The organism is Microcoleus sp. MON1_C5, assembly GCF_036701875.1.
Classification (GTDB): Bacteria; Cyanobacteriota; Cyanobacteriia; order Cyanobacteriales; family Microcoleaceae; genus Microcoleus.
Map to the genome: position 1 here is coordinate 1 of NZ_JAUBRN010000078.1, position 24,829 is coordinate 24,829.

The window sequence follows — 24,829 nt, forward strand, 5'->3', positions numbered from 1 at the left end:
TTTTAAGTCGGGAAGTTTTTCCATTCCTTTATCTAATGTCTATCTCGTCTTCTTGTCAAGGGGGTTGAGCAATTACCTAAAATCTAAAATCAACTTTACTTGTGACTACAGTCATTAAAATATCGCCCAACTTAGAGGATTTCCTAAAACTTCCAGAAACGGAGCCAGCTTCCGAATATATCAACAAAGAAATCATTCAAAAACCCAGGACTCAAGGTGAACATAGCAGATTGCAGGGTAAGCTTTGCAATGTCATCAACCAAATAGTCGAAACACCAAAGATTGCTTATGCTTTTCCCGAGTTGCGTTGCACTTTCAGCGGTGCATCACTTGTCCCAGATGTAGCAGTATTCCGGTGGGAAAGAATTCCCTTTCTACCATCTGGTAGAATTGCTAACCGCTTTGAAAGTTATCCAGATTGGGCGATTGAAATTCTTTCTCCCGAACAAAGCCAAACAAAAGTGCTTGCTAAATTACTTGCTTGTTCGCAACAAGGCACGGAATTGGGGTGGTTAATGATTCCCGAAAAAGAAAGTATTTTAGCCGTATTTCCCGGGCAAAGAGTGGAACTGTACGAAGGTGCAACTGATGTGCAAATACTTAATGGGATTGAGTTACAATTGACTGTTGAAACAGTTTTTAGCTGGTTGAGTTTTAGTTAAGTTAAAAAGAGCTATCGCCATTCTTAAACAACAGAAAGAACCACTCGAAAACCCACAATACTAGCCTTACAATCCGGCTGATATCTGAGGCGGCACGCGCTGCGACAATTCGGAGGATGATCGTTCCAAGAACCCCCCCGCAACAACCTCAACGAAGAGTCCCCGTCAGACTCCCAAACGCTACCATCAGCAGGCGCACCGTTATAATTATTGTGCCAAGAATCCGCGCACCATTCCCAAACATTTCCGTGGAAATCGTACAATCCAAAAGCATTAGGTTTAAAACTGCCAACATCTGTCGTTTGAAAGCGATAAACTCCCTTCGGCGCATCAGCGTAATTAGAATTTCCGTTGTAATTGGCTAACTCGCTGGTAATCGTTTCCCCAAAGTGAAACGGCCCCGTAGTTTGCCCCCGGCAAGCATATTCCCATTGGGCTTCGCTAGGCAAGCGATAATTCTTACCCGTTTTGCGAGAAAGTCTAGCGCAAAACTCCACAGCCTCGTACCAAGATACATTTTCTACAGGTCGATTTGCACCTTTAAAACGGGCAGCATCGGGATTGAGAAATATTTTAATTTGCGGCAGCGCCGCAACTGCTGTCCACTGAGCCTGAGTAACTGGAAATTTGCTAATATAGAAAGATCCTAAAGTTACTGGGTGCTGCGGTTTTTCGTCGCTATCACCCCGCTCTTTTGGAGAACCCATGAGGAAAGTACCGCCAGGAACAGATACCATTTCCAGCACTGTACTGCTACCAAGATGTTCTTCAAAAAAACGCGCTTTGCCACTGTTAACATTAGTTTGCTTCCCGCGCTTGTCTACTGTCACCACCTGAAACTCAAAAGTGCTTTTGACAGGGGCAATTCTCTGCGGTGCCTTGTTGGCAGGTGGATTCGTGTTGGGTTTTCCTGTGGGATTGACAGATACATTGCTATTGATTTTCCCGCTTTGATTGAGCGGAGTATTAATAGCAAGTGACCCTCCCTTTGTCACAGAAGAATTTAAAGCAAGTGGCCCTCCCTTTGTCACAGAAGAATTTAAAGCAAGTTGTCCTCCCTTGACAAAAGGGGGTTGGGGAGGTAAAGAATAGAGATTTAAAGCTTTGATTACTTCATCAGCCGATTGATATCTATTTTTGAGATAATCTTCAATTAACTTATCTAAAATTTTTGTCAACTCGCTGCTGACTTTTGTGCCGGCTGGCAACCGTTCTCGCCAAATCCAGCCGCCGTTTATCGGGTCATAAAGGTCATCGGAACCGTCAACTTTTGGCAAACATTGAGTTAGCAGTCTCAGGCAAGTTATCCCCAAACTGTACAAATCGCTTCCGGGGAAAACTTGACCGCGCATTTGTTCTATCGGCGAATATCCGGGCGTTCCTACCGTCGTGCCTACTTTGCTCATCAGGGAGCCTGTCACTTGTTTGGAAATGCCAAAATCTATCAAAACTAACTCTCCGCGCCCTCCTCTTCGGAAAGCTGAATTGCGAAAATTTCCCGCCTTTGGCAGGGAGGAGCTAACAGAGGTGCGGCGGCGCATGATATTCTCAAGTTTGATGTCTCGGTGAATGACATTGCGATCGTGCACAAATTTCAGAATCGGCAAAATATCTGCCAGCAACTGCCAAATTTTTTCTTCGCTAAAAACGCCCTGCTGAGTTAATTCTGCTAGTAAAGTTTGCCCCTCAATCAACTCTTGTACTAAATAAAGTCGCTTGTCTTGCTCAAAATAAGCAATTAATCGAGGAATTTGGGGATGTTCGCCGAGTTCGTAAAGTCGTTTCGCTTCTTGCTTAAACAATTCTGCGGCTTTTTCAAGTGCGGAGGTTCCTTGAAATTGGGGTACAAACTGCTTGATTACGCAGGGATCGTCCATGCGATCGGTATCTACCGCTTCATAAGTTCTGCCAAATCCCCCTTCCCCCAACAGTCGAATCACGCGGTAGCGGTTTCTGAAGAGAGGCGTGAGGTCGGACTGGCCGCAACTTTGACAAAATTTAGAGTTGTCGGGATTGAAAGGATGAGGACACCTGGGATTAGAACAGTAGAACATATCTGGGAAGAAATGATCTGGTTAAGGTTATGATATATCTTTTCGGCTTCCTCCTGGAAGATTAACAATTAATAATTGGTTATTGACAATTGACCGTAGGGAGGGGATTACCCGCCACTTGTATCGCCCCACGGGAGAAAGTAGAAGGCAGAATTTAAAACGCCAATTAATCCAAAGAAAGGGATTTGAGGGCAAAAACTGCCAGCGCGATCGACCGATTTTAGCAACCCGCTTACCGCCGATATTCGTTTGGGGAGCATTGTAATTTCTTTACAGAGGCCAGTATAGTACAACTCGGCGATCGCCCAACCAAAAAGCGATCGCACTCAAAGAACCATCGGACTAGAAACTAAAAAAGCGCTTTCAATCAGCAATTCAATCGCTTCATCAGGACGTAAGAATTCTACAAGCTCGATCGCCCTTCAAGGCGATCGGGGGAATTACCGCCTGAAATGTCCTATTTGTGCTGCCTTTTTAAAACTTTCCTGCTCCTGCTAAATAACTTTATTCTTGAAGAATTTGACTATTAAAATAGCTGATAGAAACAGAACACAGCATAATAATGCTAGTATGGTTTCTTTGAGATGTGGTGATATGAATACGATAAATCCATTTCCACAAAAAGTGAATTTTCTTGTGAGCCGTTGCTCTTCTAGCCCGCCCGTGAAAGGCTTATTGCAACTGGTACAAGATATCACTTCCAACGAGTTGTTGTGCTCAAGATTGCGATCGCTAGCAACCTCAACTGATTACGCCTCAATCTTTCACCGCTACATCAGATCGAGCTTACAATTTTCAGCCCGAGAACGAAACACTAGGTAGGTGTTTTTTTGTGGGCTGTGGAAATTACACGTGTATCACAATAGGATTACCCCTATCTGCTTGTTATGGAAATAGATCCTGTGCCATTTCTGAATCGCCTCCGGCGCACCATGTCCTCTGCGGAAGCTTGGGGGTTTAGTGTGGTTGGATATCTGATGTGGTTTACCTTAGCGCCGTTGATCCAAGCAGAAATTGGCTCTGCATCGCTGTGGGTCTGGATTCCTGGTGTTATCGTCGGAATTCTGTTTAACCTTCAAGTTCAGAGTTTGGGTCAGAAATATCCAGATGTATCTGGAGGAACACCAAATTACATCACGCGATTGCTCCATCGTTACCCTGCCCTTTCCCGCTACTTGGGGATTGCCTACTACTTGGGGTGGGTTTCCTTTCCGCCCATTAATGCGATCGTCCTCACAAACTTAATTCAATTCCATTTAGAACCGATGGGGCTGAATATTCCAGAAAAAGTGTTTGAGATCGGTTTGACTGCGATCGCTTACTTTTTAGCATTAAGTGGCACCCGCGCCGTCGCCATTCTGCACCTCTTTTTTATCTTTCCTTCGATCGGCTTTTTACTCCTCTTCTGCGTTCAGGGTTTAGGCTGGCTTGCCTTTTCGCCCCAAAGCCCCGGACTCTTGCCCAGCAGCATTGAGGCCATCAGTGTCCAGGACTGGCTCAAATGGTACTTGTTTGCCGCTTATAGCTTCTATGGCTGTGATACAGCTTCATCCTTTGTAGCAGACAGTGTGCACCCAAAAGACACCCTCAAGGCGCTGTCTTGGGTTGCCTGGTTCATGCCTCTAGTGTTTGTGGGTGGCCCTTTAGTGTTGGTGCAGTTGGCAACCGCTGCCGGTTTAGAAGGCAATTTGTACGGCAATTTCCTGGCGGCTGCCAAGCCTTTCTGGGGAGACGCTGCCCCTGCCCTAGTCACGTTGCTGGTTGCCGCTAGCTGTTTGTTGGGATCTGCGACTAGCGTTTGCAATACGCCCCGCATCCTTTTCCAACTCGCGCAGGATGGGCTGTTGTCTCCGGTGTTTGGCGCAGTGTCCCGTCGAGGTTCCCTAGAACCCGCGCTGCTGCTAACCTTTATCTGTAGTTTAGGATTTTTAGTATGGGGCAACACCACTCGAATTGTCGTGGTGTCAGGCGTGAGTTTTTTCATTTCTATCATGGGGTTGCACTTGGGGCTGTGGATGCAGCGCAACGATCCAGTCGTGCGTTGGGGGCGACTATCCCTAGCATTACTGGTGGTGGAGTTCATTTCCCTGGTGGTGGGTGGTTTTGCCTGGGGATGGATGGATTTTGGTCTGGGATTGCTGTTGCCGTTAGTAGTGATAGCGATCGACGCTGCCATTCTGCGGATTCCTTGGGCATCTTTGCATTTACCGTGGTGGGATCGACTCCATACCAAGCCAGTAACTCCTCCTAAAAACGAATACTTTGTGGTTCTTCAGGTCGGAATTTTGATTGCGCTGATTTGTGGTACAGCGACGATCACTTGGCTGATTCGCTCCTGGCTGCGGGTAGAAGCCGGAACCAAGAATCCCTATCTGCTGATTATTGTGTTGATGACGCTGGCATTTGTGGGGGTGGCGATTGCTTGCTGGACAACTCTGCCCCAGGTTGCTGCGATCGAAGAACTAGCAATCTCCTCGACCGCGCAAGCTAAAGAACTGGAGACGACCCTAAACGAACTGAAAAAAGCTCAGATGCAAGTTATCCAAAGCGAAAAAATGTCTAGCTTGGGACAGTTGGTTGCGGGAATTGCCCATGAAATCAATAACCCGGTCAACTTCATCCACGGTAATCTTACCCACCTGGACGAATATACCCAAAATCTGTTGCGGATGATAGAACTCTATCAACAGCGCCATCCCAGCAACGATCCAGACGTGCAAGCAATGGCAGAGGAAATCGACTTGGAGTTCGTCACTGAAGATATCCAAAAAATCGTGTCGTCTATGAAGGTAGGCACCGAGCGAATTCGCGGTATTGTCGTCTCGTTGCGAAACTTTTCTCGCATGGATGAAGCAGATTTCAAAGATGTTGATATCCATGAGGGAATTGAGAGCACATTGCTTATTTTGCAACACCGGATCAAAGATAGATCGGATCGTCGAGCCGTCGTAGTAATCAAAGACTATGGCAAATTGCCCAAGGTGGAATGTTTCCCCGGACAACTCAATCAGGTATTCATGAATATTTTGGTGAATGCTCTGGATGCCCTTGAGGACATGAATACCAAACGCTCCTATCAGGAGCTTAAAGACACCCCGCCTCAGATTACAATTCGGACTTCTGCGATCGACAATCAATGGGTGGAGGTGGCGATCGCTGACAACGGCATGGGTATGCCAGACCCAGTGAAGCAGCGGATTTTTGACCCGTTTTTCACCACCAAACCCATCGGTAAAGGTACGGGTTTGGGGATGTCGATTAGTTATCACATCATTACTGAAAAACATCGCGGTAAAATCAAGTGTTTTTCTACACCTGGCTCAGGCACTAAGTTTGTGATTGAGATCCCCATTCGGCAACAGACAATTTCAGCATTCCCGATCCCTGCTGAATCTTAACCACTTCGCGTTCAGTGCAGCCCTCAAACAATCTGAGGCGGTACCATAATCTATCGGGGTGTTAATTACCGCCAACTGCTCGATATCAAGCCGTAAGAATCTTAGAAGCGCGATCGCCCCAGTCCAAAGATCGCACTCTCCGTATAACAATAAGGATAGAAACCCGCAAGTGCGATCGCAATACCGAATTGATGGGCGATCGACCAAATGGTAATTTTGAAGTATTGGGTATTGAGTATTGCGATCGCCAGCTAACGATCGATTGTGCCGAAAAGACCATGAACTGAAAAAGACTTTATATTACTTGTGTTCATTTGATTGTCCTATTGATTCGAGCCATCAAGTCAAGCTTCTAGCTTTTAATCGTGGCTTTTTCTAGAGTTGCATTAATGGATTAACTTCAGCTTATAAAAAGAATATCACAATTATGATCGATTGTCAATTTCGGGTCATGGCGATCGCGCCTCCCTTATTAATACTCAAAAATACCGCCTGTGTAATAAACAATTCTATATTGCCAACCCCTAATGCTGAACAGGAATACAAATCTCAAACTCCGTCCCTTTTTCTGGCGTTGAAAAACACCTAAGCGTCCCACCATGTTTTTCAGTAATAATCTGATAACTAATCGCCATTCCCATTCCGGTTCCCTTCCCTACAGGCTTTGTTGTAAAAAATGGATTGAATATCTGTGTTTGAATTGATTCTGGAATTCCATTGCCATTATCGGCGATCGCAATTTTAACCCATTGCGAATCTACCACCGAGGTACAAATTGTAATACAACATGGGTGCCTCTCGATCGAGCAAGCTACCCGTTGAGTATTTATTTGTTCGAGTGCATCAATAGCGTTTGCCAAAATATTCATAAATACTTGGTTAAGTTGTCCGGCATAACACTCAACTAGCGGTAAATCACCATATTCTCGAATGACTTTAATTTCTGGATGTTCCGGCCGCGCTTTGAGACGATGTTGCAAAATTAACAGCGTGCTATCAATTCCTTCATGGATATCAACTTCTTTAAATTCTGACTCATCCATTCGGGAAAAATTGCGGAGTGACAGCACAATCTGGCGAATGCGATCGGTACCAATTCTCATAGAACTCAGAATTTTAGGTAAATCATCTTGCAAAAAGTCCAGGTCAATATTTTCTGCTTCTTTCTCAATTTCCCCAATCGCGTTTGGATAATGCTTTTGATATAGGTGTACCAAATTTAATAGACAGTCAGCACAATATTGTACATGAATTAGATTGCTATGAATGAAGCCGACCGGATTGTTAATTTCATGGGCTACTCCTGCAACTAATTGCCCCAAGGATGAAATTTTTTCGGTCTGAATCAGTTGGGTTTGCGTTCGTTTTAAAGTCTCAATTGCCTGCTCAAGCTGCTGAGATTTGTCTCGTTCTCTGGCTTCGCTATCGCGTAATGTGACTTCTATTTGTTTTCGTTGAGCTATTTCTGCGGTGAGTTGCTGGTGGATTTCCAATTGTCGGAATACTTCCTCAAATGTGCTTGCCAAAAATAGAATTTCGTTAGCTGGAATCGTCTTTGGCATAGGAAAGATGCCAGTTTTTTTACTTTGGGAAACTGCTTCTGTCAAGTCCCGCAAGGGTTGCAATACATTCTTCTGAAGGAGTATCCCCATGAGTAACAAAATTGTGATGATGCCAACTAGCAATAACAATGTTGAGGTAATGAAAGTTCTGTCGGCAGCTTGCTTCATTTGGTTGAGATCGAGTAGCGCGATCGCTACTCCCCGTCGTTGGGATGTGCCAAATAAGGTACTGCTAAAAGGCATAATTTGTGCGATCGCAGGCTTGCCATCTAGTACGATATCGTAGCTGACTTCGACGCTTGTGGTTGCCGCTTGGTCGATCGCTTGCGCGAGTTGCGGATAGATCGAAGTGTATGGCTGATTAGTCGCATTCTGAGGGCTGCGCGCGATCGCCATTCCAGATGGATCGACAATCGCAATTTCCAGCACACCGGGCATCGTGGCAAAATTTTGCACAACCCGTCGCAGAATGCTTTTATTCTCCAACTCTACTAAGCCTTCTGTAGAAAACTCCAGAGATTGTGTAATTGATTGAGCCCGGTTATGAACTTGCGTTTCTAAGTCAGACTGCATCAGCCGATAGTTAAGTCCCAGAATTGCCAGTCCAACTGTGGTAATCGACAACCCAACGCTAACCAGCAAGCGCTGCGACAAGCTATGGGGATGCACGAATTTCGTCATAATTTCCATTCATTGATTGCTGTAGTTACAATCTCAGTGTTAATCTCCACATCCTGACGCGGCATCCGTCCGGCACGGGGGTCAGATTTTAATAGTTCAGCCATTTGAGCGATCGCCTCTGGCAACCTACCAGACAGAAACATCTTCTGCTGCATGGCAATGTCACCCTTTTTCACACCAGCGTAATCTTTAGCAAAAGCCTCACCCTTCTGTCCCAGGCTTTGAGCCACTTTTTGAAACACTTGATTAGGCTTTGTTTCCACCGCACTCATAATATCAAACCAAGCCCTAATAAATTGCTTCACTTCAGCTTTTTTCTGGCGAATAAGAGTTGACCGAGAAACCAACGTATCAATAACTAAACTATCAACTTCCTTAGTGGTAAAAATAATATTCCCTTTGATTGCTTGGGCAGTTGCGCCTAGAAGTGGTTGCCAGATCACGGCGGCATCTAAACGTCCCTGCTGCATCAAATCAACCGCTGTTTCGTTAGAAATATCTTCAATCTTGACCTCTTCGGGTTTAATCTGGTGCAACTTCAGGGCTTCCAATAAAATCAGATGATTCACTGTTCCCAGTTTACATCCGACTCTTTTACCACGAAGATTTGCCACTGACTTGATTGCAGGTTGAGCAACAATACCATCACCCCCATGAGAAATACTTGTTACCATCACCACAGCAGGCTTGTCACTTCTCGAATCAGACTGCACCACATCCCACAAAGAAGCGAAATTAGCATCAAGATTACCGCGCAGCATGGCGCGAGTCGAATCTTGTTGATTCTCAAACCGAATGAGTTGCACGTCTAATCCGCGCTGTTTGAATAATCCGACTTCCTGAGCATAAAGTGCGATATCAAATCCTGCCCAACTGACGATTCCCACGCGCAGGGGAGCTAGTTGCTGTGGTGCAAGGCTACAAGCATTCACAATCAGGCTAACCGCCAGTGTCAAAACGCAGAGGGCACTGAGCGATCGCCATTTCGTTAAGGTCAACCAACACCTACGCAATAATTGTCTAGTCCCGGTCTGAGCTTTGCCAGTCATCTATGCCGCCTCAACGCTCTTGTTCGTCGATGATAGCAAGAACTTTTCTGGATGTCATTCCCGGAAAAAACGCCTAAAACAAATGTAAAATATAACTATTCTGCTCGCTTATAATTCATTACCAAATCCAACCAAAGTCAAGAAATCGTCGCTGATTCCGGCACATAAGAATCCAGTAATTCATCTGCACACAAATGTGGTTAGAACTTCTACACAACGCCGATCGGGCGATGCGAATCGCTTCCTGGAGTTGAGGGGTTCGTTGCTCTGGCGGTTCCGGGGCCGCTGCCATCCACGGTTCATTCACATGGGAAGATTCCGTCCAAGATCCCGATCAATAACGAGATCAGCAGGAAGAGAATGCTTCCCCGCCTCAACGAATTCCCCCAAACCCCATTTTAAAACCTAATTTGGGGGTTTTATTGCTAGATCTTTTGTCTATAAGAGCTCGATCGAATCAAAACTTGCTCGGTGCGATCGCCCTTGACAAATATCGGGTTATTGGCAGAATAATCAGGCTAGAAACTAAGAGAGCGATCGCACCGAATTGAAGAGCTATCGACCTACGGGTAATTTTGAAGTATTGGGTATTGCGATCGGGACCTAACGACTTGGTTCAGTGGCAGACCGCCCCGCAAGACCCCGAACACACACGCACAAACAGGGCTGGCTTTCCGCCGCACGCTCATTGTTCGCCGACTGTTGATAACTTCTAGCTCATTTGAGCGAGGTTAATCAATTGTGCCAAAGTGGATAAGTGCTGCGCGGATCGCGATGAACCACACCGCGAGCGTGGAAAATAGGTAGAGGTAGAACCGAACTATGATGAGATTGAATGTGCAATGGACAGCGCTATGCAATACCCGAAACACAACGAAGACCCAGGCGGCGTTTACATACACTGCATCCACCTGCTTCGTGATGAAGAGGTATAGGACAAGCGCATAGAAAAGTACCGGAATCTCGAACAAATTTTTTAGATTATCCGATGGATTGGATACGCTTGGTGGCGATATCTGCGCCAGTGCGCCCGGTACAGCAAAATCCTTTTGACCGAGCTTTCTACTTGTGATAAAACTGATACGGCGGATGTACATATACACCCAGACTAGGAGTGTTAGAAACACTGTGGCAAAGAAGGGAGTAAAGATTGCTTCTTGGGTCATTTATACCTCTCCAATTTGATTATTTTGATAGTTGCTGGACGATAAAGTGGACGATATGCGATGTACAAGGCTTGAAGAAACATACAGCAACGTAAATCCAATCAGAGGATGTAGTATCTCTAGGTGAAGAGGACTCTTGAGATGAATGCTGGCAAATTGTAGTCCGAGCAGCACGGGCAAACTTGTGGCGAGATGTCGTATTCTGCGTGAGAATGGGGCGATAAACGACCATCCCAGTAATACTAATGACAGCCCACCATACCCTCGCACTAGCCAAACATGAATATTCCACCATGCAGGATTATTGAAGTAGGCAACTCCAACCGTCAATAACTGAGCAATTAAGCAGACATTAAAGACTATTGAAGTCGCATAAAAGCCGATCGGCATCCAAGGTGTAAGAGCGCGCTCGCGGTCGGTTTCCGAACAGGTTGTCATGTCAAGTTGCTTTTGAGATTACAAGGGTAATATAATTCGAGTATTCCAATGCTTCTAGACCTCGATCGGGTACTCTTTTTGAGACCATGACCATGAAAAGTCCCTTGCAGCTTTTATTTGAAGCGATCGACCAGGTAAAGGACGAACAAGTTTTGCGATCGCAAGTCCTGCCCCAAATCGGTGAGTATTTTGCAGCTAAGCGATCGGGAATCTTTTTCTTCGATCGACTGCCCTTGGTAGATAGTAATCTTCAGAAAACACTGCAAATTGGACTATCAATCGAACATAATCCTGTTGTGCGTTATCTAGTGGAGCGTCACGCTCCTGTCCATGAAGCATTGGTGGCATCTCCCAAGGTTTGGACAATAATTTGTCCCCGACCCGATCATTGGCACGTGATGGCGGGGCCGATCGTAAATAGCGGTAAATTAGCGGGTGTAGTGGGCTGTACCCGAGAACAGTCAATGCCCGCCTTTGATACACAAAATCTAGCCGATTTGAGTGCGATCTGTTTGCACTTGTCTGTTTGGGCTGCAACAGTCCGCGAAGCGAAGCTATCCGGTAGGGAATCGCAACACCAAGCTTTCAAGACCTCACGCCTAACGCCTCGTGAATTGCAAATTGCCGAATTGGTTGCTTTGGGGCGAACCAACGCAGAAATTGGGAGGGAACTTTGGATCACTGAGAATTCAGTGAAGCAAGCTTTGAAGCGAATGTTCCGCAAGCTTGAGGTTTCGTCTCGTGCAGAAATGGTGGCACAGCTTTCCGCGACCAAATATAATTTGCCAAGTGTAAAAAGCTCTCCATCCAACTTGATGCAGAACACCCACCAATAAACTTAACGCTAGAAACCCCGAGAGCGATCGCAATACCGAAGTGAAGAGCGATCAACCAAATGGTAATTTTGAAGTATTGGGTTTTGCGATCGCTCTTCGGCGCGACTCGGTTCTGGGGCTTCCAGAAAACGAAAGCACCCTCACACTTGGTTTTTGTCAGTCCACTTCACGAGATTTTTCGGCTGCTGTTGATAACTACACTTCTAGCGAGGGTGGTGTTCGCCTAGCATACCAGGCATGAATCAGAAGGGTCTGTAAGAACAATACAGGTGTATCAAAGCCACTGGATGCAATAATTGATTCGACTTCAATTGGCGGTAGCACAGCAGTATTTCGACCATAAGAATCACGAAACTTTTCAATCTCCTCAGCAGGCACTTCGGCATACCTCAGCATTCGCAGCCAAACCTCGGAAAGGCTTTGGTACTCTGAAGTAGACATATCGGAAGCCAGATCCGCACTGACCAAATATCCGTTAGGGCAAAGTCGTGAAGCAATTTGACTAAAAAAGTTGCGCCGCTCATCTTGTTGCATAAAGAAGTGAGAAACCAGAAGGCAAGTCGCAGCATCGAAAGAGTGCGATGCGGGCAGTGAATCGAGATAGCCTTCGTGAAAAGTGCAACGTGACGCGATACCACACTCTTCGGCGCGTTGGCGACAGAGGTCAAGCATCGGTGCCGCAGGCTCTACCGCAGTAAACTGCCACTGTGGAAAGGTTTGGGCGAGATAAATCAATTCCAAACCCGTTCCTGCGCCGACACAGAGAATCCGTGCATCTGCAGGAAGTTCGGAAAGTACCAGGCCGATCAGTAAATGAAGTGCGTCGCGCATCGGAGCCAATTTAGCGAATCTTTTGTCGTAGGAAGAAGCGCGTTCTCGATCGAAAACGATAGATGACTCTTGATTTTGCATTCTGGACAGCCAATAAGCTTGCAATCTGTATTTTAATAGCTATCTGAATTGGATTTTAGCGCCTTGCTTCAAAACTTACTCTGTTCTGGCCCAACAAAAGTAATAAGAATCCTAAAAGCTCGATCGCCCTAAAAAAAATAGAAAACCCCAAAACCCGTTTAATAATCGAGGTTTTGGGGTGTCCTCACTCGCATCCGGTTCAAATTACAACTTGCGAGGGTGCGATCGCCCTTTCCCAAGATCGCACTCTTGGCATAACAATAAGAATAGAAACTAAGAGAGCGATCGCAATACCGAATTGAAGGGCGATCGACCAAATGGTAATTTTGAAGTATTGGGTATTGCGATCGCTTACCGTCGCAACTCCTTCAGTCCATCAAGGCTCGTTTACAAAGATCAAGTCCTTGAGTTAAGCATTGTTCTCGCCACTTGCGAGATATGGGTGCAAACATTTCTACCAACTGGTCTTTTGTCCATTCATAGCTTTGGTCTGACTTACCCCACCAGTAAGCACGATTCTCCGCCCGCAATGCCTTCAAGACTTTAATCGTTGAGTAAGTGCCAAATTCGGCAGTTAGTAAATCATAGCGACACTCTGGTAGAAGAGCTTGGCACCAAGTTTTTAATCCACCGCGAATTGGATATGACACACCTTCTGTATTGTTCGGTTCTATTGTTTCTGCTCCAAATCGTTGAGCTAGTCTTGAACAAGATTCTGATGTTGCAGATGCGTCAAGCAAAAGCTTATAAGTTCCCCAGCGTCCTAAACCTGTATGGAAATCAATATGCACTACCTCTGAAGCATTGCCAATCCATTGGGGCAAATTGCTAGCTAGAATCTCTTGAGTTTTGGATGGAGCATGACCACCAAAGAAAAGCCCCTTTGGAAAATCGTATTGCCCTACAGGAAGAGTGTTTCTCAAACTGGTCATTCCATATCTCAATATAAGCCAGAGAGCTTGAATAATATAGGGTTCAATTCGTGACGGAGGTGAAATGGGATTTAGAAAGGAATTGAATTTAGGATAATCCTTTGGGCTGCCCTCAAAAACTTCTTCAGACAATAAAAAGTTACGGTTTAAGTCTATGTTGTTTTCATTCCAACGTCGTCGCCATGCAAAACCATAAGGATTCAGAGAATGAATAAGTACAGCTTTAATATCAGGTGACAACGATGTGAGAAGTTGGTGCTTTTCTAACAAGGTAAGTTGGATTGCCGATCCCAAAAAGCCTTCTACTCCATGCAAGCCACTAGAAATGACTACACATCGTCGTGGGTTTGAAGAACCACCGATCGCCACATCAATAGTTAATTCTTCATCAGTTGGACTAACCCGATCAATTGGATAGGCTGTGTGCTGATAACCCAAAGATGAAGATGCTGCTCGAAATCGCTCTCGTGCAGTAATGTAGTTGGGTGAAAATGCTTCTGAATAGCTCATAAATCTTGATTACCCACCAGTAACCTTACAACTATGCCTCAAAAGATAACTCACACGCGATGACTATTAATTATACTTTAGTTGCGGTCTAACACTCCGATCGCACTCCTTGACCGCATACCCCCTTTTTTTCTCAAACCCAACTCCAAATTGCTTGAGAACCAAAGTTTCCCTGATTAGTCTCGAAAAAATAGAAAACCCCCAAACCCGATTTTAAAACGGGTTTGGGGGTTTTCTTCCTAAATCCAATTCAAATCACAACTTGCTCGGCTCGATCGCCGGAGCACGCATAGAGACAGTTTTATCCGCAGCAGCCTTAGCCACAAGCGACGGCACAGAATCGCGCAACTTTGCAGTCAACTGTACAGTAGTCGCATCGTAAACCTGAGTCAGCATCTTCGGATACAAACCAATGCCAATAATCGGCACTAACAGAGCCGCAATAACAAACACTTCTCGCGGTTCCGCATCCACCAATTCCTCGTGCTCCGACAACTCCTTATTCTCAGGCCCGTAGAAGATTTCGCGCAGCATCGACAGCAGGTAAATCGGAGTCAAAATCACCCCGACAGCAGCTAGAAATACCACACAAACCTTAAAAACAGGATTGTAAGCATCGCTCGTTGCAAAACCCACAAACACCATCAATTCTGCTACAAAACCGCTCATTCCAGGCAAAGCCAAAGAAGCCATAGAACAAGCAGTCCACATCGCGAAAACCTTACGCATTTTCTGTCCTACACCGCCCATTTCATCGAGCATGAGCGTGTGAGTGCGATCGTAAGTGCAGCCCACCATAAAGAACAAACTCGCCCCGATTAAACCGTGGGAAACCATTTGCAGCATTGCACCGCTGGTTCCCAAATCGGTAAACGAAGCTATCCCGATTAACACAAACCCCATGTGCGAAATCGAAGAATAAGCAATTTTCCGCTTCAAATTGCGCTGAGCAAAAGAAGTTAATGCCGCGTAAACAATGTTAACCACACCCAAAATTACCAAGATGGGTGCGAAGGTAGCGTGAGCATCCGGGAGCATTCCCGCATTCATCCGCAGTAAAGCGTAACCGCCCATTTTTAGCAGAATTCCTGCTAGCAACATGTGGGCGGGTGCGGTTGCTTCCCCGTGAGCGTCAGGGAGCCAAGTGTGCAGGGGAAAAATCGGCAGTTTGACGCCGTAAGCTATTAAGAAACCTGTGTACAGGAGCAATTCTATATTGGGGGCGTAATCTTTAGCTGCGATCGCCCGCATATCGAAAGTCACCGTATCGCCGTAAAACGCCATCGTCAGCGCGCCAACCAAAATAAACAGCGAACCCCCTGCGGTGTACAGGATAAACTTAGTTGCTGCGTAAAGGCGCTTTTTGCCGCCCCAAATCGACAAAATTAGGTAAACCGGAACTAATTCCAGTTCCCAAACCAGGAAAAACAGCAGCATATCCTGCACGGCAAAAACTGCTATTTGGCCGCCGTACATCGCCAGCATCAAAAAGTAAAATAGCTTCGGTTTAAAAGTGACTGGCCAAGCTGCTAAAGTAGCTAAAGTGGTAATAAAACCAGTCAGCAAAATCAGCGGCATCGATAAACCGTCAGCACCCACAGACCAATTTAAATCGAGTTGCGGCACCCAAGAGTAACTTTCTACCAGTTGCAAATCTGGATTGCTGAAGTCGTACTGAGTGTAAAAAGCGTAAACAAGTAGGGCAAAATCGATCAAACCCACAATTAGGGCATACCACCGCACCGTCTTGCCATCCTTATCGGGAATTAAAGGAATCAGCAAGGACGCAGCAATGGGAAACAGAATTGTTGTTGTTAACCAGGGAAAGTTAGCTGTATCCATTGCGTTTTAAAATGATCCATCAGTTATTAGGTTTAAACACATTTTGCCAATTTTAGCCTAAATTTTATACTTTCTTTAGACGGAACAATTTTTTTTTTCTATTATTTGGACAAATTATGCGATCGCAACAGTGAATTTTAATGAAAGATTTATTTCTATTTGCTAATGGTCAATTGTGATTTATTAACCTAATACCATTTCTTCAAATATCTCCTAATGGGGATACGGCAATGCCCAAACCGTGTAAAGTTAAGCCTAAAACCCTTGATAAATATTGCTTTTACCTGAGTCTAGCTCCGCCTAAATCCCCCTTAAGGAGGGGGACTTTGAGAAGATTCCTGCCCCCCTTAAGAAGGGGGGCGAGGGGGGAGCGAACCCTAATCGTCAGACACCAGACCCGTACTAGGTTTGACATGGTTGTTGACACCAATGGACAAGGCCGTGTCGCTACCGATTTAACTAACTCCTGAAAAGATCGCAAAACCCAGAACTGCGACAAACACAATCAGGGCATAAAATTGAGCGCGACCGCTCTCAAAGTATTTCAAACCTTCGCCGCTAACCAGAGTGAGAAACCCGGTTAAGTTGACGGCACCATCGACGACTCGCAAATCCACTTCCATGACTTGCCGCGCTAAACGGCGGCTGCCTTTGACAAAGAGAAATTCGTTGATATCGTCGAGATACCACTTGTTGAGGGAGAACTCGTAAAGCGGTTTGATTTTTTGCGCGATCGCACTTGGGTCAATTTTACGGCTCAAATACATCAGAGAAGCCAAAGTAATGCCGAGCAAAGCAATACCTACAGAGCTTCCGCCCATAATCAAAAATTCCGTCAAATTGAACTCAGCAGCGTGTGCCAAAACTTCTTCGAGAGACTCGCCAGGAGCGCGAACAAACTGCTCGAAATAATTGGCAAACGGCGTACCGAGAAAACCGATAAACACAGAAGGTACTGCCAGCAAGACTAACGGCAGAGCCATTGTCAGAGGAGATTCGTGAGGCAAATGGTCGTGCTCATCGTGACTGTCGCCAGTTGATGCCAATTCCTTAACGTTCATCGCTCCCGGGCCAAAAACAACACCGGGTTGCAAGAGTTGCCGCTTGATGGCGCTGTCATTGCCCCGGAATTCGCCCTCAAAGGTGCTGAAATACATCCGGAACATATAAAATGCGGTCATCCCGGCCGTCAGCCAGCTAACAGCCCACAGAGCGGGATTTGCTGCGAAGGCGCTGGCGAGGATTTCGTCTTTTGACCAAAAACCAGCAAACGGCGGAATTCCGCAGATTGCCAAATTTCCGATTAAAAAGCAAGCAGAGGTAATGGGCATATACTTCCGCAAGCCGCCCATGACTCGCATATCTTGAGCGAGAGCGGGGTTGTGGCCTACAACTGCTTCCATACCGTGAATCACTGAACCTGAACACAGGAACAGCATTGCTTTGAAGTAAGCGTGAGTCATCAAGTGGAAAAGTCCGGCACTGTAAGCGCCGACGCCCATTGCCATCACCATGTAGCCGAGTTGGGAGATGGTGGAGTAGGCGAGGCCTTTTTTGATGTCATTTTGGGTAATCGCGATCGAAGCACCCATAAATGCCGTAAAACAGCCGGTACAGGCGATCAAATTCATGACTGCCGGCAGCCCTTCAAACACTGGGTACATCCGAGCGATCAGGAATACGCCGGCGGCTACCATTGTCGCGGCGTGGATTAATGCCGAAATTGGTGTCGGGCCTTCCATTGCGTCTGGCAGCCAGACGTGGAGGGGGAATTGAGCGGATTTGGCTGCTGGCCCCAAAAATATGAGGATGCCGAAGATTGTCGCCAGAGTCGCGCTAAGGGCGCCGGATTCCACTAAGGAGTGCAGGCGTTCGCCCATCACCTCAAATTCAAAGCTGCCGGTGGCCCAGTAAATGCCGAGGATGCCCAGCAGCAGGCCGAAGTCGCCGACGCGGTTGGTGACAAAAGCTTTTTGGCAAGCGTCAGCAGCGGGTTTGCGATCGTACCAAAATCCGACTAGCAGGTACGAACACATACCTACCAGTTCCCAAAAAATGTAAATCTGAACGATGTTCGGGCTGATTACGAGACCCAACATCGACGCGCTGAAGATGCTGAGGTAGGCGTAAAAGCGCACGTACCCGTCATCGTGAGCCATGTAGCCGTCGGTGTAAATCATCACCAAAAAGGCGACCGTAGTGACGATCGCCAGCATCACCGACGTTAGGGGGTCGATAATATAGCCCATATTCAGCGAGAAGTCGCCTGCAGAAGCCCACTGAATACTGCGGGTGTAGGGTGCGTGGCCCTGTAGTTGACTCCACAGCAATGCGAAAGAGAGTACCATTGACCCTCCGAGTGCGGAGACGATTAATATCGCATTCGCTTGTCGGAGTTTGTTGGTTGCCTGGTTAAAGGTGATTAAGCCTAGACCTACTAGCATTGCGCCTGCCAGAGGCAGGACTGGAATCAGCCAAGCGTATTGATAAAGCAGTTCCATGACTGATAGGTAGTTTAAAGTTTCTACTAGATATTGCCACAATTCTTTACAAATTGTGGCACACGCGTGCCCGACTGGGCATAAATGCTTGATTTTTTTTGAAGTATGCCGAGTTGGGCGCGTTATCGATTTGGGTTTTTACAAATTAATGTCCCAGAAATCCCACCCCGACAGGGGTCGGGATGAATAAATGCGCCGGAGCGGTCGATCGCGATTACCCCAAGTTTAGAATCGCATCTGTAGTGGATGCGATGAATGTGGAACTGCGAACAGTTGCCGGTGTTGCATTTAAAACATTCGCTAAAATGTCGCCATTTGCTAACAAGATTAGCGTGTTTGCACCCTCCGCATTGAAATTGAGGTCATTAAGAGTGATACTGCCTGCGATCGCAATTCTATCCCCTTGATTTAAATCGGTAATTTGATCGGCAAAATTTGCATCCCGCACCCCTGCATCAACATCTATTTTGATAATAAAATTATCTATTTCGCCGCCGCCAGTAAGAATGTCAAAACCTGTATCGCCTAGCAAAAAATCATTGCCTTCGTCGCCGTTCAAAGTGTCATTTCCTCTACCTCCCCGCAAAAAATCATTGCCACTTCCGCCGTCTAGACTATCATTATCTTGACCGCCGCTGAGCAGATCGCTGCCATCATCTCCGAAAATTAAATCGCTGCCTTTGCCACCCCGCAGCAAGTCGCTACCAGCGCCGCCACGCAGCACATCATTTTCAGCATTCCCATTAATTACATCATCATCTGATGAACCACTCACGGTATCATTACCGTCTAAGGCTCGCACGCCGCTAGAAAATTGAGTCGCACTGTTTGGAGGTATTTGAAATAAATCATTGCCAAGAGTTAAGTCAAAAAAACCTCCGCTAGCTGATGTAGTCAATAACTTATTAAAAACGCTCAACTGCTCAAAGTCTGTGATAATTCCAGAAAGCTGGCGCACAAAATCCAGCGACTCCCGCGGCGGCACCAAAATCAATTGGTTCAAGAACGGGTCGTCCTCAGTACGCAAAGCTTCCAAAACGCTCTCCAAGTTCACCACCTCAATCTTAATTGTGGCTGTCACGTTGGGCTGCTCCTGCTTAAAACGATCGACCAGTTCCTGCAGTTCTTCCTTGTTAAAAAACAGGGGAATCACCTCTTGCTGGTTGCGCTGAATCGTCAAATAACCATTTTCCGGGCCACCTCTGGCCAAAAACAGAGGTACACCGTTGAACTCGTTAACCTGTTGACCAGTCTGCTGAAGTACAGTTTTAGCCAACTGCACCTGCTGGGGAGCCGGAACGTAAGAAAATTGGATCTCCTCCGGCTTGCCTTTATTTGCTTGAGAAAGCTGGTAAATTTCCCCTAGCGACACCGGCGTCACGCGCACGGAGGCCGCCAACTGAGGGTTTGTAGTTTTCAGTTGATCGACAAAAGCTTGAGCATCCTGCTGGCTGATAAAAATTCCTGTCACCGAATCATTGCCGCTTTGACCCTCACCTTGTTTGGGAACAGTAGAGATGAGGGGAGCACCCTGAGCATCTGTAATCACAAACACCGGCACCGAGCGCAGCTTTTCGTCAATTTCTGTATTAGACAGTGCTAATGCTGTGAGATTTCCCGCTTCCGAGGCAGGGAGCAAGTCAACATTAACTAAATTAGACATGGTGGTATTAAGACGTGTTAAATTCGTTAAATCTTGTACTTACCGGCACAATAGGTGTTATATCCCCGAATTTTTTAAGAAGTCGGGGGTCTAACAGCTATGGGACTTAAAAATGTTACCTGTTGGCTACTTCCTGAAGTTGCAGCCGTTGAGATGGGGAAGCTACGTGAGCCGCGAGCATCCAGGAATCCAGAGTCCGCCGCAGTTCCTCGCGTCCTTTGTAGTCTTCCAATCTAAATCGAACTTTATCGCCCTCAAACAAAATCAGCGTGGGCAGACTTGTCAGCCGATAAGTGTGGGCTAACTTGAAACATTGATCGGCATTCACCCCTACGAGCTTGACTTTTTCTGCCCACTGTGCCTCAAAAGTCTTAAGGGTGGGGTCGATCGCGCGGCACAAACCGCACCAAGGAGCCGAGAAGTGAACTAAAACGGGGGTAGAGGCTTGAAACACCTCTTGTGCAAAAGTGCGTTCGCTAACCGACAACACCATGAGCCCTCAAAATTTAATAATTTTTTTTCTATCCTAGGGATCATGCTACCAGTATATGTTCCTAGTTACACGCATCAAAAAAGGATGAATTTCCCACAGCAGGCCCGTAAAAAGGACAACCCCTACATAGGAAGGGCGCAAAAACTCAAGCAAATCAAGGGTTTGACGCTTTTGTAGGATTGCCAAAAAAGGAATAATTGAGGTTCGAGATTTGATGGTTTCAAAGGATTCTCCAAAACGAGCCTGAAGCCGCTTGTCGCCGTGCCACACTCCGAACAGGTGGTGAAGTACCAAACCGATGGAAGTGACGAGGGTAAAGCTAGTGCCAATCCACAGGGTGTGGGCGACGCACCAAATCACTTGTCCCACCATTTGCGGGTGACGGGTGATGCGAATGATGCCAGTTTCGTAGAGGTGAACTTGGGGCTTTTGGACGGCGGCAATTTCTAGGAGGTTGAAAGTTGCTGGGTAAAGAAACAGAAAGGAAATTGCCGAAAGTATCCAAACTGCGGGTTTAACTCCGGGGACGCCCTGTACTTGCCAAAGCTGCAGGCCGTCGTAGCGGTGGTTGAAAAAGTAGACAATCAGAATGACGGCTAGCGGCAAACTGACAAGGGCAAAAAAAACGCGGTAAAGTCTCGGCCCGATTAGCTTTTCACCTTTGGGCCGGAGGGCTGCTAAACCGCTGTGGGCGATCGCAAAAACCAGTAACAGGCCCAGAATAACTAAGTGGGAGTCGAGCGCCAAGTCGATCGTCATTGCAAATATTAAGAAAAGTTATTGATTCTCGGCCAATTTGTGTCACAAAGTATCTATGGGAGCATTCAGCGGTTATCAGTCAGTTAACTGTTCACTGTTCGCTGTTGACTGTTGACTGTTCGCTGTTCGCTGTTGACTGTTCGCTGTTGACTGTTCGCTGTTTGCTGTTCGCTGCCTACAGTCAACCGTCAACCGTCAACTGACAACTGACAACTGACAACTGACAATTTAGATATATGTCTGACCTTCCTTTCACTTTAGACCAGTTACGCATTCTCAAGGCGATCGCCTCTGAAGGAAGCTTCAAACGCGCCGCGGACAGCCTCTATGTATCCCAGCCAGCAGTTAGCTTGCAGGTGCAAAACTTAGAGAGACAGTTGGACGTGCCGCTGTTTGACCGGGGGGGGCGGCGGGCGCAACTGACCGAAGCCGGACACCTGCTGCTGAGTTACGGCGAGAAAATTTTATCGCTTTGCCAGGAAACTTGTCGAGCTCTGGAAGACTTGCAAAATCTCCAAGGCGGTACTTTGATCGTCGGCGCTTCTCAAACAACGGGAACCTATTTGCTGCCCCGGATGATCGGAATGTTCCGCCAAAAGTACCCGGATGTAGCAGTACAGCTTCACGTTCACTCGACTCGCCGCACGGCATGGAGTGTTGCCAACGGGCAAATCGATTTGGCAATTGTTGGCGGAGAAATTCCTACCGAACTTGTAGAAGCTTTAGAAATTGTTCCTTACGCTGAGGACGAACTGGCTCTGATTCTTCCTCCGTCCCACCCGATGGTACAACAAGAAAGTATCCAAAAAGAAGACCTTTACAAATTGCAGTTTATATCCCTCGATTCGCAGTCTACGATCCGCAAAGTAATCGATCAGGTACTGAGTCGCTGCGGCATAGACACGCGCCGCTTGAAAATAGAGATGGAACTAAATTCGATCGAAGCCATTAAAAATGCCGTTCAGTCCGGGCTGGGAGCTGCTTTTGTCTCGGTTTCGGCGATCGAAAAAGAGTTGCTCATGGGCGTCTTGCACAAATCTCAAATGGACGAAGTTTTGGTAACTCGCATTTTGTCGCTGATTTACAACCCCAACCGCTACCGTTCTAAAGCAGCAGAGGCTTTCAGCAATGAAATTTTGCCGCAGTTTGCTACTTATTCGACCATCTTGGAGAAGAAAGAACCCCCGGCGCTCGATTTGGGATTCATAGAAATAGCAACTCCCAACTCGGCGGGAAGTTAATCTCTTAGGTCGCTGGCAGTTAGCAGTTCGCGGTTAGTTGAGAAATCGAAATCTGGTTTAACCATCACTTTTTCTTCCTTCTTCCCTTTTCCTTCTTCCCTTTTCCTTCTTCCCTCTTCCTTCTTCTTAGCAAACAAAAATGGAAGTTTACTGCACCCGACCGGGCTGCCCGCGCCCTCAAAACTATTTTCCCGACCTCGATGACAGTTCGCTGCTGAAAACGGTGCAGCAAAAGTTTTGCACCGCTTGCGGGATGCCCCTGATTTTGAGCGGCCGCTATTTGCCCGTGAGGTTGTTGGGTCAAGGCGGTTTTGGGGCGGCGTTTTTGGCCAGAGACCGCTATACTCCGGCGATGCGGCAGTGCGTTGCTAAACTTTTGCAGCCGTCGGTAAGTCTGACTCCGCCCCAGCTAAAAATCGCTCAAACTCTGTTTGAACGGGAAGCGGCGGTGCTGGAAGAACTGGGAAACGAACATTCCCAAATTCCGAGTTTGCTGGCTTTTTTTGAGCTGACTGTTGCGAGTTTGCAGCCGGGAAAAAACGATCAGTTTTTCTATCTGGTTCAAGAATTTATTGACGGTAAAAATTTAGAGGATGAACTAGCAGTTAAAGGGAGGTTTTCCGAGGCGGAAACGGTGGAGGTGCTGCGGGAAATTTTGAAGGTTCTCGATTTTGTGCACTCTCGCGGTTCGATTCACCGGGATATTAAACCTGCTAATATTATGCGGGGTAAAAACGGTCGGCTTTATTTATTAGATTTTGGGGCTGTTAAACAAGTAACACAAAGTGTTGGGAGTGCAAAAGCTTCGACTGGTATTTATTCTTTGGGTTACGCTCCGCCAGAACAGATGAGCGGGCAAGAAGTTTATCCGGCAACGGATTTGTATGCTTTGGCTGTGACTTGTATTACTTTGCTGAGTGGTTTGCAGCCGACGGAGTTGTTTGATAGTTACAGAAATGAGTGGAATTGGCAGTCGCGGGTGCAGGTAAGTTCGCGTTTGGCTCACGTTCTCGATCGAATGTTATTATCAGCTCCCAGCCAGCGTTTTCAATCTGCGAGTGAGGTGGAAGCGGCTCTGATGTCTCGGCCTCAACAACATTCTCAACAACCTACAGTCGTGGTGGCACCGCCTCCGATACCTCTTCAACCGACTCTGCCTCCTCCTGTACGGGTTCCTGCAACACCTCCTGGAGGGCTGCAACCTTCGCAGAGAGCGACTTTTTCGATTTGGGAGGTTTTGTCGGGGGCGGCGTTTACGGGTTTTGAGGGAGGGGTGCTGGCGATCGCCCTGACGAGTTTGTTGCCCTCTCCTGGCTTGAGTATCGGATTGTTGGGGATGATTGTGGCGGGTTTGATTTACGGGCAGTACCGCAGGGCGATCGAACAAACTGAGATGTTGATTATTGGTGGAGGTACTGTGGCTTTGCTGTGGTTTTTCCCAGCTTTGCAGACGGCGGCACTTGCGATTTATCCGAATTCTCCGATCACTGGCGTGTTATTTGTGGGATGGTTGGGTGCTTTGGGTGCGATCGCTGGAACAGCTATTTTTCGCTTGATTTGTAATTACTTTCTGCACTAACCAAAAACCAATAGTTTCAGTCATTATCACTTTAGTTTCTAGACGCTTTCTAGTTAACTAACGTATTTACGTCATTTTAGACGTTGAGTTAGCTTACTTTTGCGATTGACAAATTCTAGAAAATTTCTAGCCTACCGTCACAGTCAGAAGCCCCGTTACCTCTAATAAAGGTGAACGGGCGCTTAATGAATCCCTGATAGGGTTTTATGTTGTTTCCGGCATACCTGCCAAAAAGTAGATTTGAGGAAGCCTTGTTTCAATCCCTGATAGGGTTTTAGGTATTTTTCGGCATTTGCAGGTCGAAAAAACGGTGCTTGAGGATGGCATGTTTCAATCCCTGATAGGGAGTTAGGTTAATTACGTTCTGCATCCCAGATATCAGATTCCGCTCTTTTTTGTTTCAATCCCTGATAGGGAACCTAAGTTGAGCCGGATACCTTTTAATATTAACACTTTACCGACACCACACCACACTTGCTCGTGACCCCAGTGGGCGCAAATTTTCGTTACCCCTGTCGATTGTCTCTTTCCACCACAATCTATCGTATCCG

The 24,829-nt window shown here is 46.6% G+C and carries 19 protein-coding genes; 6 read left to right on the forward strand and 13 right to left on the reverse strand.

Annotated elements, in window-relative coordinates; all coding sequences use genetic code 11:
• Window positions 1-101 precede the first annotated feature (101 nt).
• On the forward strand, window positions 102-662 hold the full coding sequence (locus QUA71_RS25930; protein WP_333289486.1) for a Uma2 family endonuclease: 561 nt from the start codon (window positions 102-104) through the stop codon (window positions 660-662).
• Between the two features lie 23 nt (window positions 663-685).
• On the opposite strand, the gene QUA71_RS25935 is transcribed toward QUA71_RS25930, so the two are convergent.
• Window positions 686-2,716 (reverse strand): bifunctional serine/threonine-protein kinase/formylglycine-generating enzyme family protein, encoded by a 2,031-nt coding sequence (locus QUA71_RS25935; RefSeq protein ID WP_333289488.1) that lies wholly within the window; start codon window positions 2,714-2,716, stop codon window positions 686-688.
• An 82-nt stretch (window positions 2,717-2,798) separates the two neighbouring features.
• On the opposite strand from QUA71_RS25935, the gene QUA71_RS25940 reads away from it, so the two are divergent.
• Both QUA71_RS25940 and QUA71_RS25945 read left to right on the forward strand, forming a co-directional pair.
• Window positions 2,799-2,981, forward strand: a complete 183-nt coding sequence (locus QUA71_RS25940) for a hypothetical protein (protein ID WP_333289490.1) — start codon at window positions 2,799-2,801, stop codon at window positions 2,979-2,981.
• A gap of 637 nt (window positions 2,982-3,618) precedes the next feature.
• Window positions 3,619-6,114 carry an ATP-binding protein gene (locus QUA71_RS25945; RefSeq protein WP_445243829.1) on the forward strand — a complete coding sequence of 832 codons (2,496 nt, stop codon included), beginning with the start codon at window positions 3,619-3,621 and terminating at the stop codon, window positions 6,112-6,114.
• Window positions 6,115-6,199: 85 nt separating this feature from the next.
• Here the strand turns inward: QUA71_RS25945 and QUA71_RS25950 are convergent, their stop codons facing one another.
• The 5 genes from QUA71_RS25950 to QUA71_RS25970 form a co-directional block, all read right to left on the reverse strand.
• Entirely contained in the window at window positions 6,200-6,394 is a 195-nt protein-coding gene (locus QUA71_RS25950; RefSeq protein ID WP_333289494.1) for a hypothetical protein, read from the reverse strand.
• Between the two features lie 244 nt (window positions 6,395-6,638).
• Entirely contained in the window at window positions 6,639-8,357 is a 1,719-nt protein-coding gene (locus QUA71_RS25955; RefSeq protein ID WP_333289495.1) for an ATP-binding protein, read from the reverse strand.
• On the reverse strand, window positions 8,354-9,355 hold the full coding sequence (locus QUA71_RS25960; protein ID WP_333289498.1) for an ABC transporter substrate-binding protein: 1,002 nt from the start codon (window positions 9,353-9,355) through the stop codon (window positions 8,354-8,356). The genes QUA71_RS25955 and QUA71_RS25960 overlap by 4 nt, the downstream gene beginning before the upstream one ends.
• Before the next feature lie 782 nt (window positions 9,356-10,137).
• Window positions 10,138-10,572 carry an MAPEG family protein gene (locus tag QUA71_RS25965; protein ID WP_333289500.1) on the reverse strand — a complete coding sequence of 145 codons (435 nt, stop codon included), beginning with the start codon at window positions 10,570-10,572 and terminating at the stop codon, window positions 10,138-10,140.
• Window positions 10,573-11,010: a DUF6220 domain-containing protein gene (locus QUA71_RS25970; RefSeq protein WP_333289502.1), complete on the reverse strand. Its 438-nt coding sequence runs from the start codon at window positions 11,008-11,010 to the stop codon at window positions 10,573-10,575.
• A 92-nt stretch (window positions 11,011-11,102) separates the two neighbouring features.
• On the opposite strand from QUA71_RS25970, the gene QUA71_RS25975 reads away from it, so the two are divergent.
• Window positions 11,103-11,846, forward strand: a complete 744-nt coding sequence (locus QUA71_RS25975) for a LuxR C-terminal-related transcriptional regulator (RefSeq protein ID WP_333289504.1) — start codon at window positions 11,103-11,105, stop codon at window positions 11,844-11,846.
• Between the two features lie 195 nt (window positions 11,847-12,041).
• Here QUA71_RS25975 and QUA71_RS25980 read toward each other — a convergent pair whose 3' ends face one another.
• The 7 genes from QUA71_RS25980 to QUA71_RS26010 form a co-directional block, all read right to left on the reverse strand.
• Window positions 12,042-12,758, reverse strand: coding sequence for a methyltransferase domain-containing protein (locus tag QUA71_RS25980; protein WP_333289506.1), 717 nt, complete (start codon window positions 12,756-12,758; stop codon window positions 12,042-12,044).
• 368 nt (window positions 12,759-13,126) lie between these two features.
• Window positions 13,127-14,200 (reverse strand): M14 family metallopeptidase, encoded by a 1,074-nt coding sequence (locus QUA71_RS25985; protein ID WP_333289508.1) that lies wholly within the window; start codon window positions 14,198-14,200, stop codon window positions 13,127-13,129.
• 255 nt (window positions 14,201-14,455) lie between these two features.
• Entirely contained in the window at window positions 14,456-16,042 is a 1,587-nt protein-coding gene (gene ndhD1 / locus QUA71_RS25990; RefSeq protein WP_445243830.1) for a photosynthetic/respiratory NAD(P)H-quinone oxidoreductase subunit D1, read from the reverse strand.
• 455 nt (window positions 16,043-16,497) lie between these two features.
• On the reverse strand, window positions 16,498-18,543 hold the full coding sequence (locus QUA71_RS25995; RefSeq protein WP_333289516.1) for an NAD(P)H-quinone oxidoreductase subunit 5: 2,046 nt from the start codon (window positions 18,541-18,543) through the stop codon (window positions 16,498-16,500).
• A gap of 214 nt (window positions 18,544-18,757) precedes the next feature.
• Complete coding sequence (locus QUA71_RS26000; RefSeq protein ID WP_333289510.1) at window positions 18,758-20,206, reverse strand: Tic22 family protein; 1,449 nt, start codon at window positions 20,204-20,206, stop codon at window positions 18,758-18,760.
• A gap of 115 nt (window positions 20,207-20,321) precedes the next feature.
• On the reverse strand, window positions 20,322-20,699 hold the full coding sequence (locus QUA71_RS26005) for a thioredoxin family protein (protein ID WP_333135247.1): 378 nt from the start codon (window positions 20,697-20,699) through the stop codon (window positions 20,322-20,324).
• Window positions 20,700-20,744: 45 nt separating this feature from the next.
• The gene (locus QUA71_RS26010; protein ID WP_333289511.1) at window positions 20,745-21,458 is read right to left on the reverse strand and encodes an NnrU family protein; all 714 of its coding nucleotides are present in this window, start codon (window positions 21,456-21,458) and stop codon (window positions 20,745-20,747) included.
• A gap of 236 nt (window positions 21,459-21,694) precedes the next feature.
• Here QUA71_RS26010 and QUA71_RS26015 point away from each other — a divergent pair, with 236 nt between their 5' ends.
• Entirely contained in the window at window positions 21,695-22,699 is a 1,005-nt protein-coding gene (locus QUA71_RS26015; protein ID WP_333289513.1) for a LysR family transcriptional regulator, read from the forward strand.
• A gap of 139 nt (window positions 22,700-22,838) precedes the next feature.
• Window positions 22,839-24,278 (forward strand): protein kinase domain-containing protein, encoded by a 1,440-nt coding sequence (locus tag QUA71_RS26020; RefSeq protein WP_333289515.1) that lies wholly within the window; start codon window positions 22,839-22,841, stop codon window positions 24,276-24,278.
• Window positions 24,279-24,829: the final 551 nt, after the last annotated feature.

Coding starts and splice junctions, on each gene's coding strand:
- QUA71_RS25935 (WP_333289488.1), bottom strand. CDS start 2,716: ATGTTCTACTGTTCTAATCCCAGGTGTCCTCATCCTTTCAATCCCGAC.
- QUA71_RS25950 (WP_333289494.1), bottom strand. CDS start 6,394: ATGGTCTTTTCGGCACAATCGATCGTTAGCTGGCGATCGCAATACTCA.
- QUA71_RS25955 (WP_333289495.1), bottom strand. CDS start 8,357: ATGACGAAATTCGTGCATCCCCATAGCTTGTCGCAGCGCTTGCTGGTT.
- QUA71_RS25965 (WP_333289500.1), bottom strand. CDS start 10,572: ATGACCCAAGAAGCAATCTTTACTCCCTTCTTTGCCACAGTGTTTCTA.
- QUA71_RS25970 (WP_333289502.1), bottom strand. CDS start 11,010: ATGACAACCTGTTCGGAAACCGACCGCGAGCGCGCTCTTACACCTTGG.
- QUA71_RS25975 (WP_333289504.1), top strand. CDS start 11,103: ATGAAAAGTCCCTTGCAGCTTTTATTTGAAGCGATCGACCAGGTAAAG.
- QUA71_RS25980 (WP_333289506.1), bottom strand. CDS start 12,758: ATGCAAAATCAAGAGTCATCTATCGTTTTCGATCGAGAACGCGCTTCT.
- QUA71_RS25985 (WP_333289508.1), bottom strand. CDS start 14,200: ATGAGCTATTCAGAAGCATTTTCACCCAACTACATTACTGCACGAGAG.
- ndhD1 (WP_445243830.1), bottom strand. CDS start 16,042: ATGGATACAGCTAACTTTCCCTGGTTAACAACAACAATTCTGTTTCCC.
- QUA71_RS25995 (WP_333289516.1), bottom strand. CDS start 18,543: ATGGAACTGCTTTATCAATACGCTTGGCTGATTCCAGTCCTGCCTCTG.
- QUA71_RS26000 (WP_333289510.1), bottom strand. CDS start 20,206: ATGTCTAATTTAGTTAATGTTGACTTGCTCCCTGCCTCGGAAGCGGGA.
- QUA71_RS26005 (WP_333135247.1), bottom strand. CDS start 20,699: ATGGTGTTGTCGGTTAGCGAACGCACTTTTGCACAAGAGGTGTTTCAA.
- QUA71_RS26010 (WP_333289511.1), bottom strand. CDS start 21,458: ATGACGATCGACTTGGCGCTCGACTCCCACTTAGTTATTCTGGGCCTG.
- QUA71_RS26015 (WP_333289513.1), top strand. CDS start 21,695: ATGTCTGACCTTCCTTTCACTTTAGACCAGTTACGCATTCTCAAGGCG.
- QUA71_RS26020 (WP_333289515.1), top strand. CDS start 22,839: ATGGAAGTTTACTGCACCCGACCGGGCTGCCCGCGCCCTCAAAACTAT.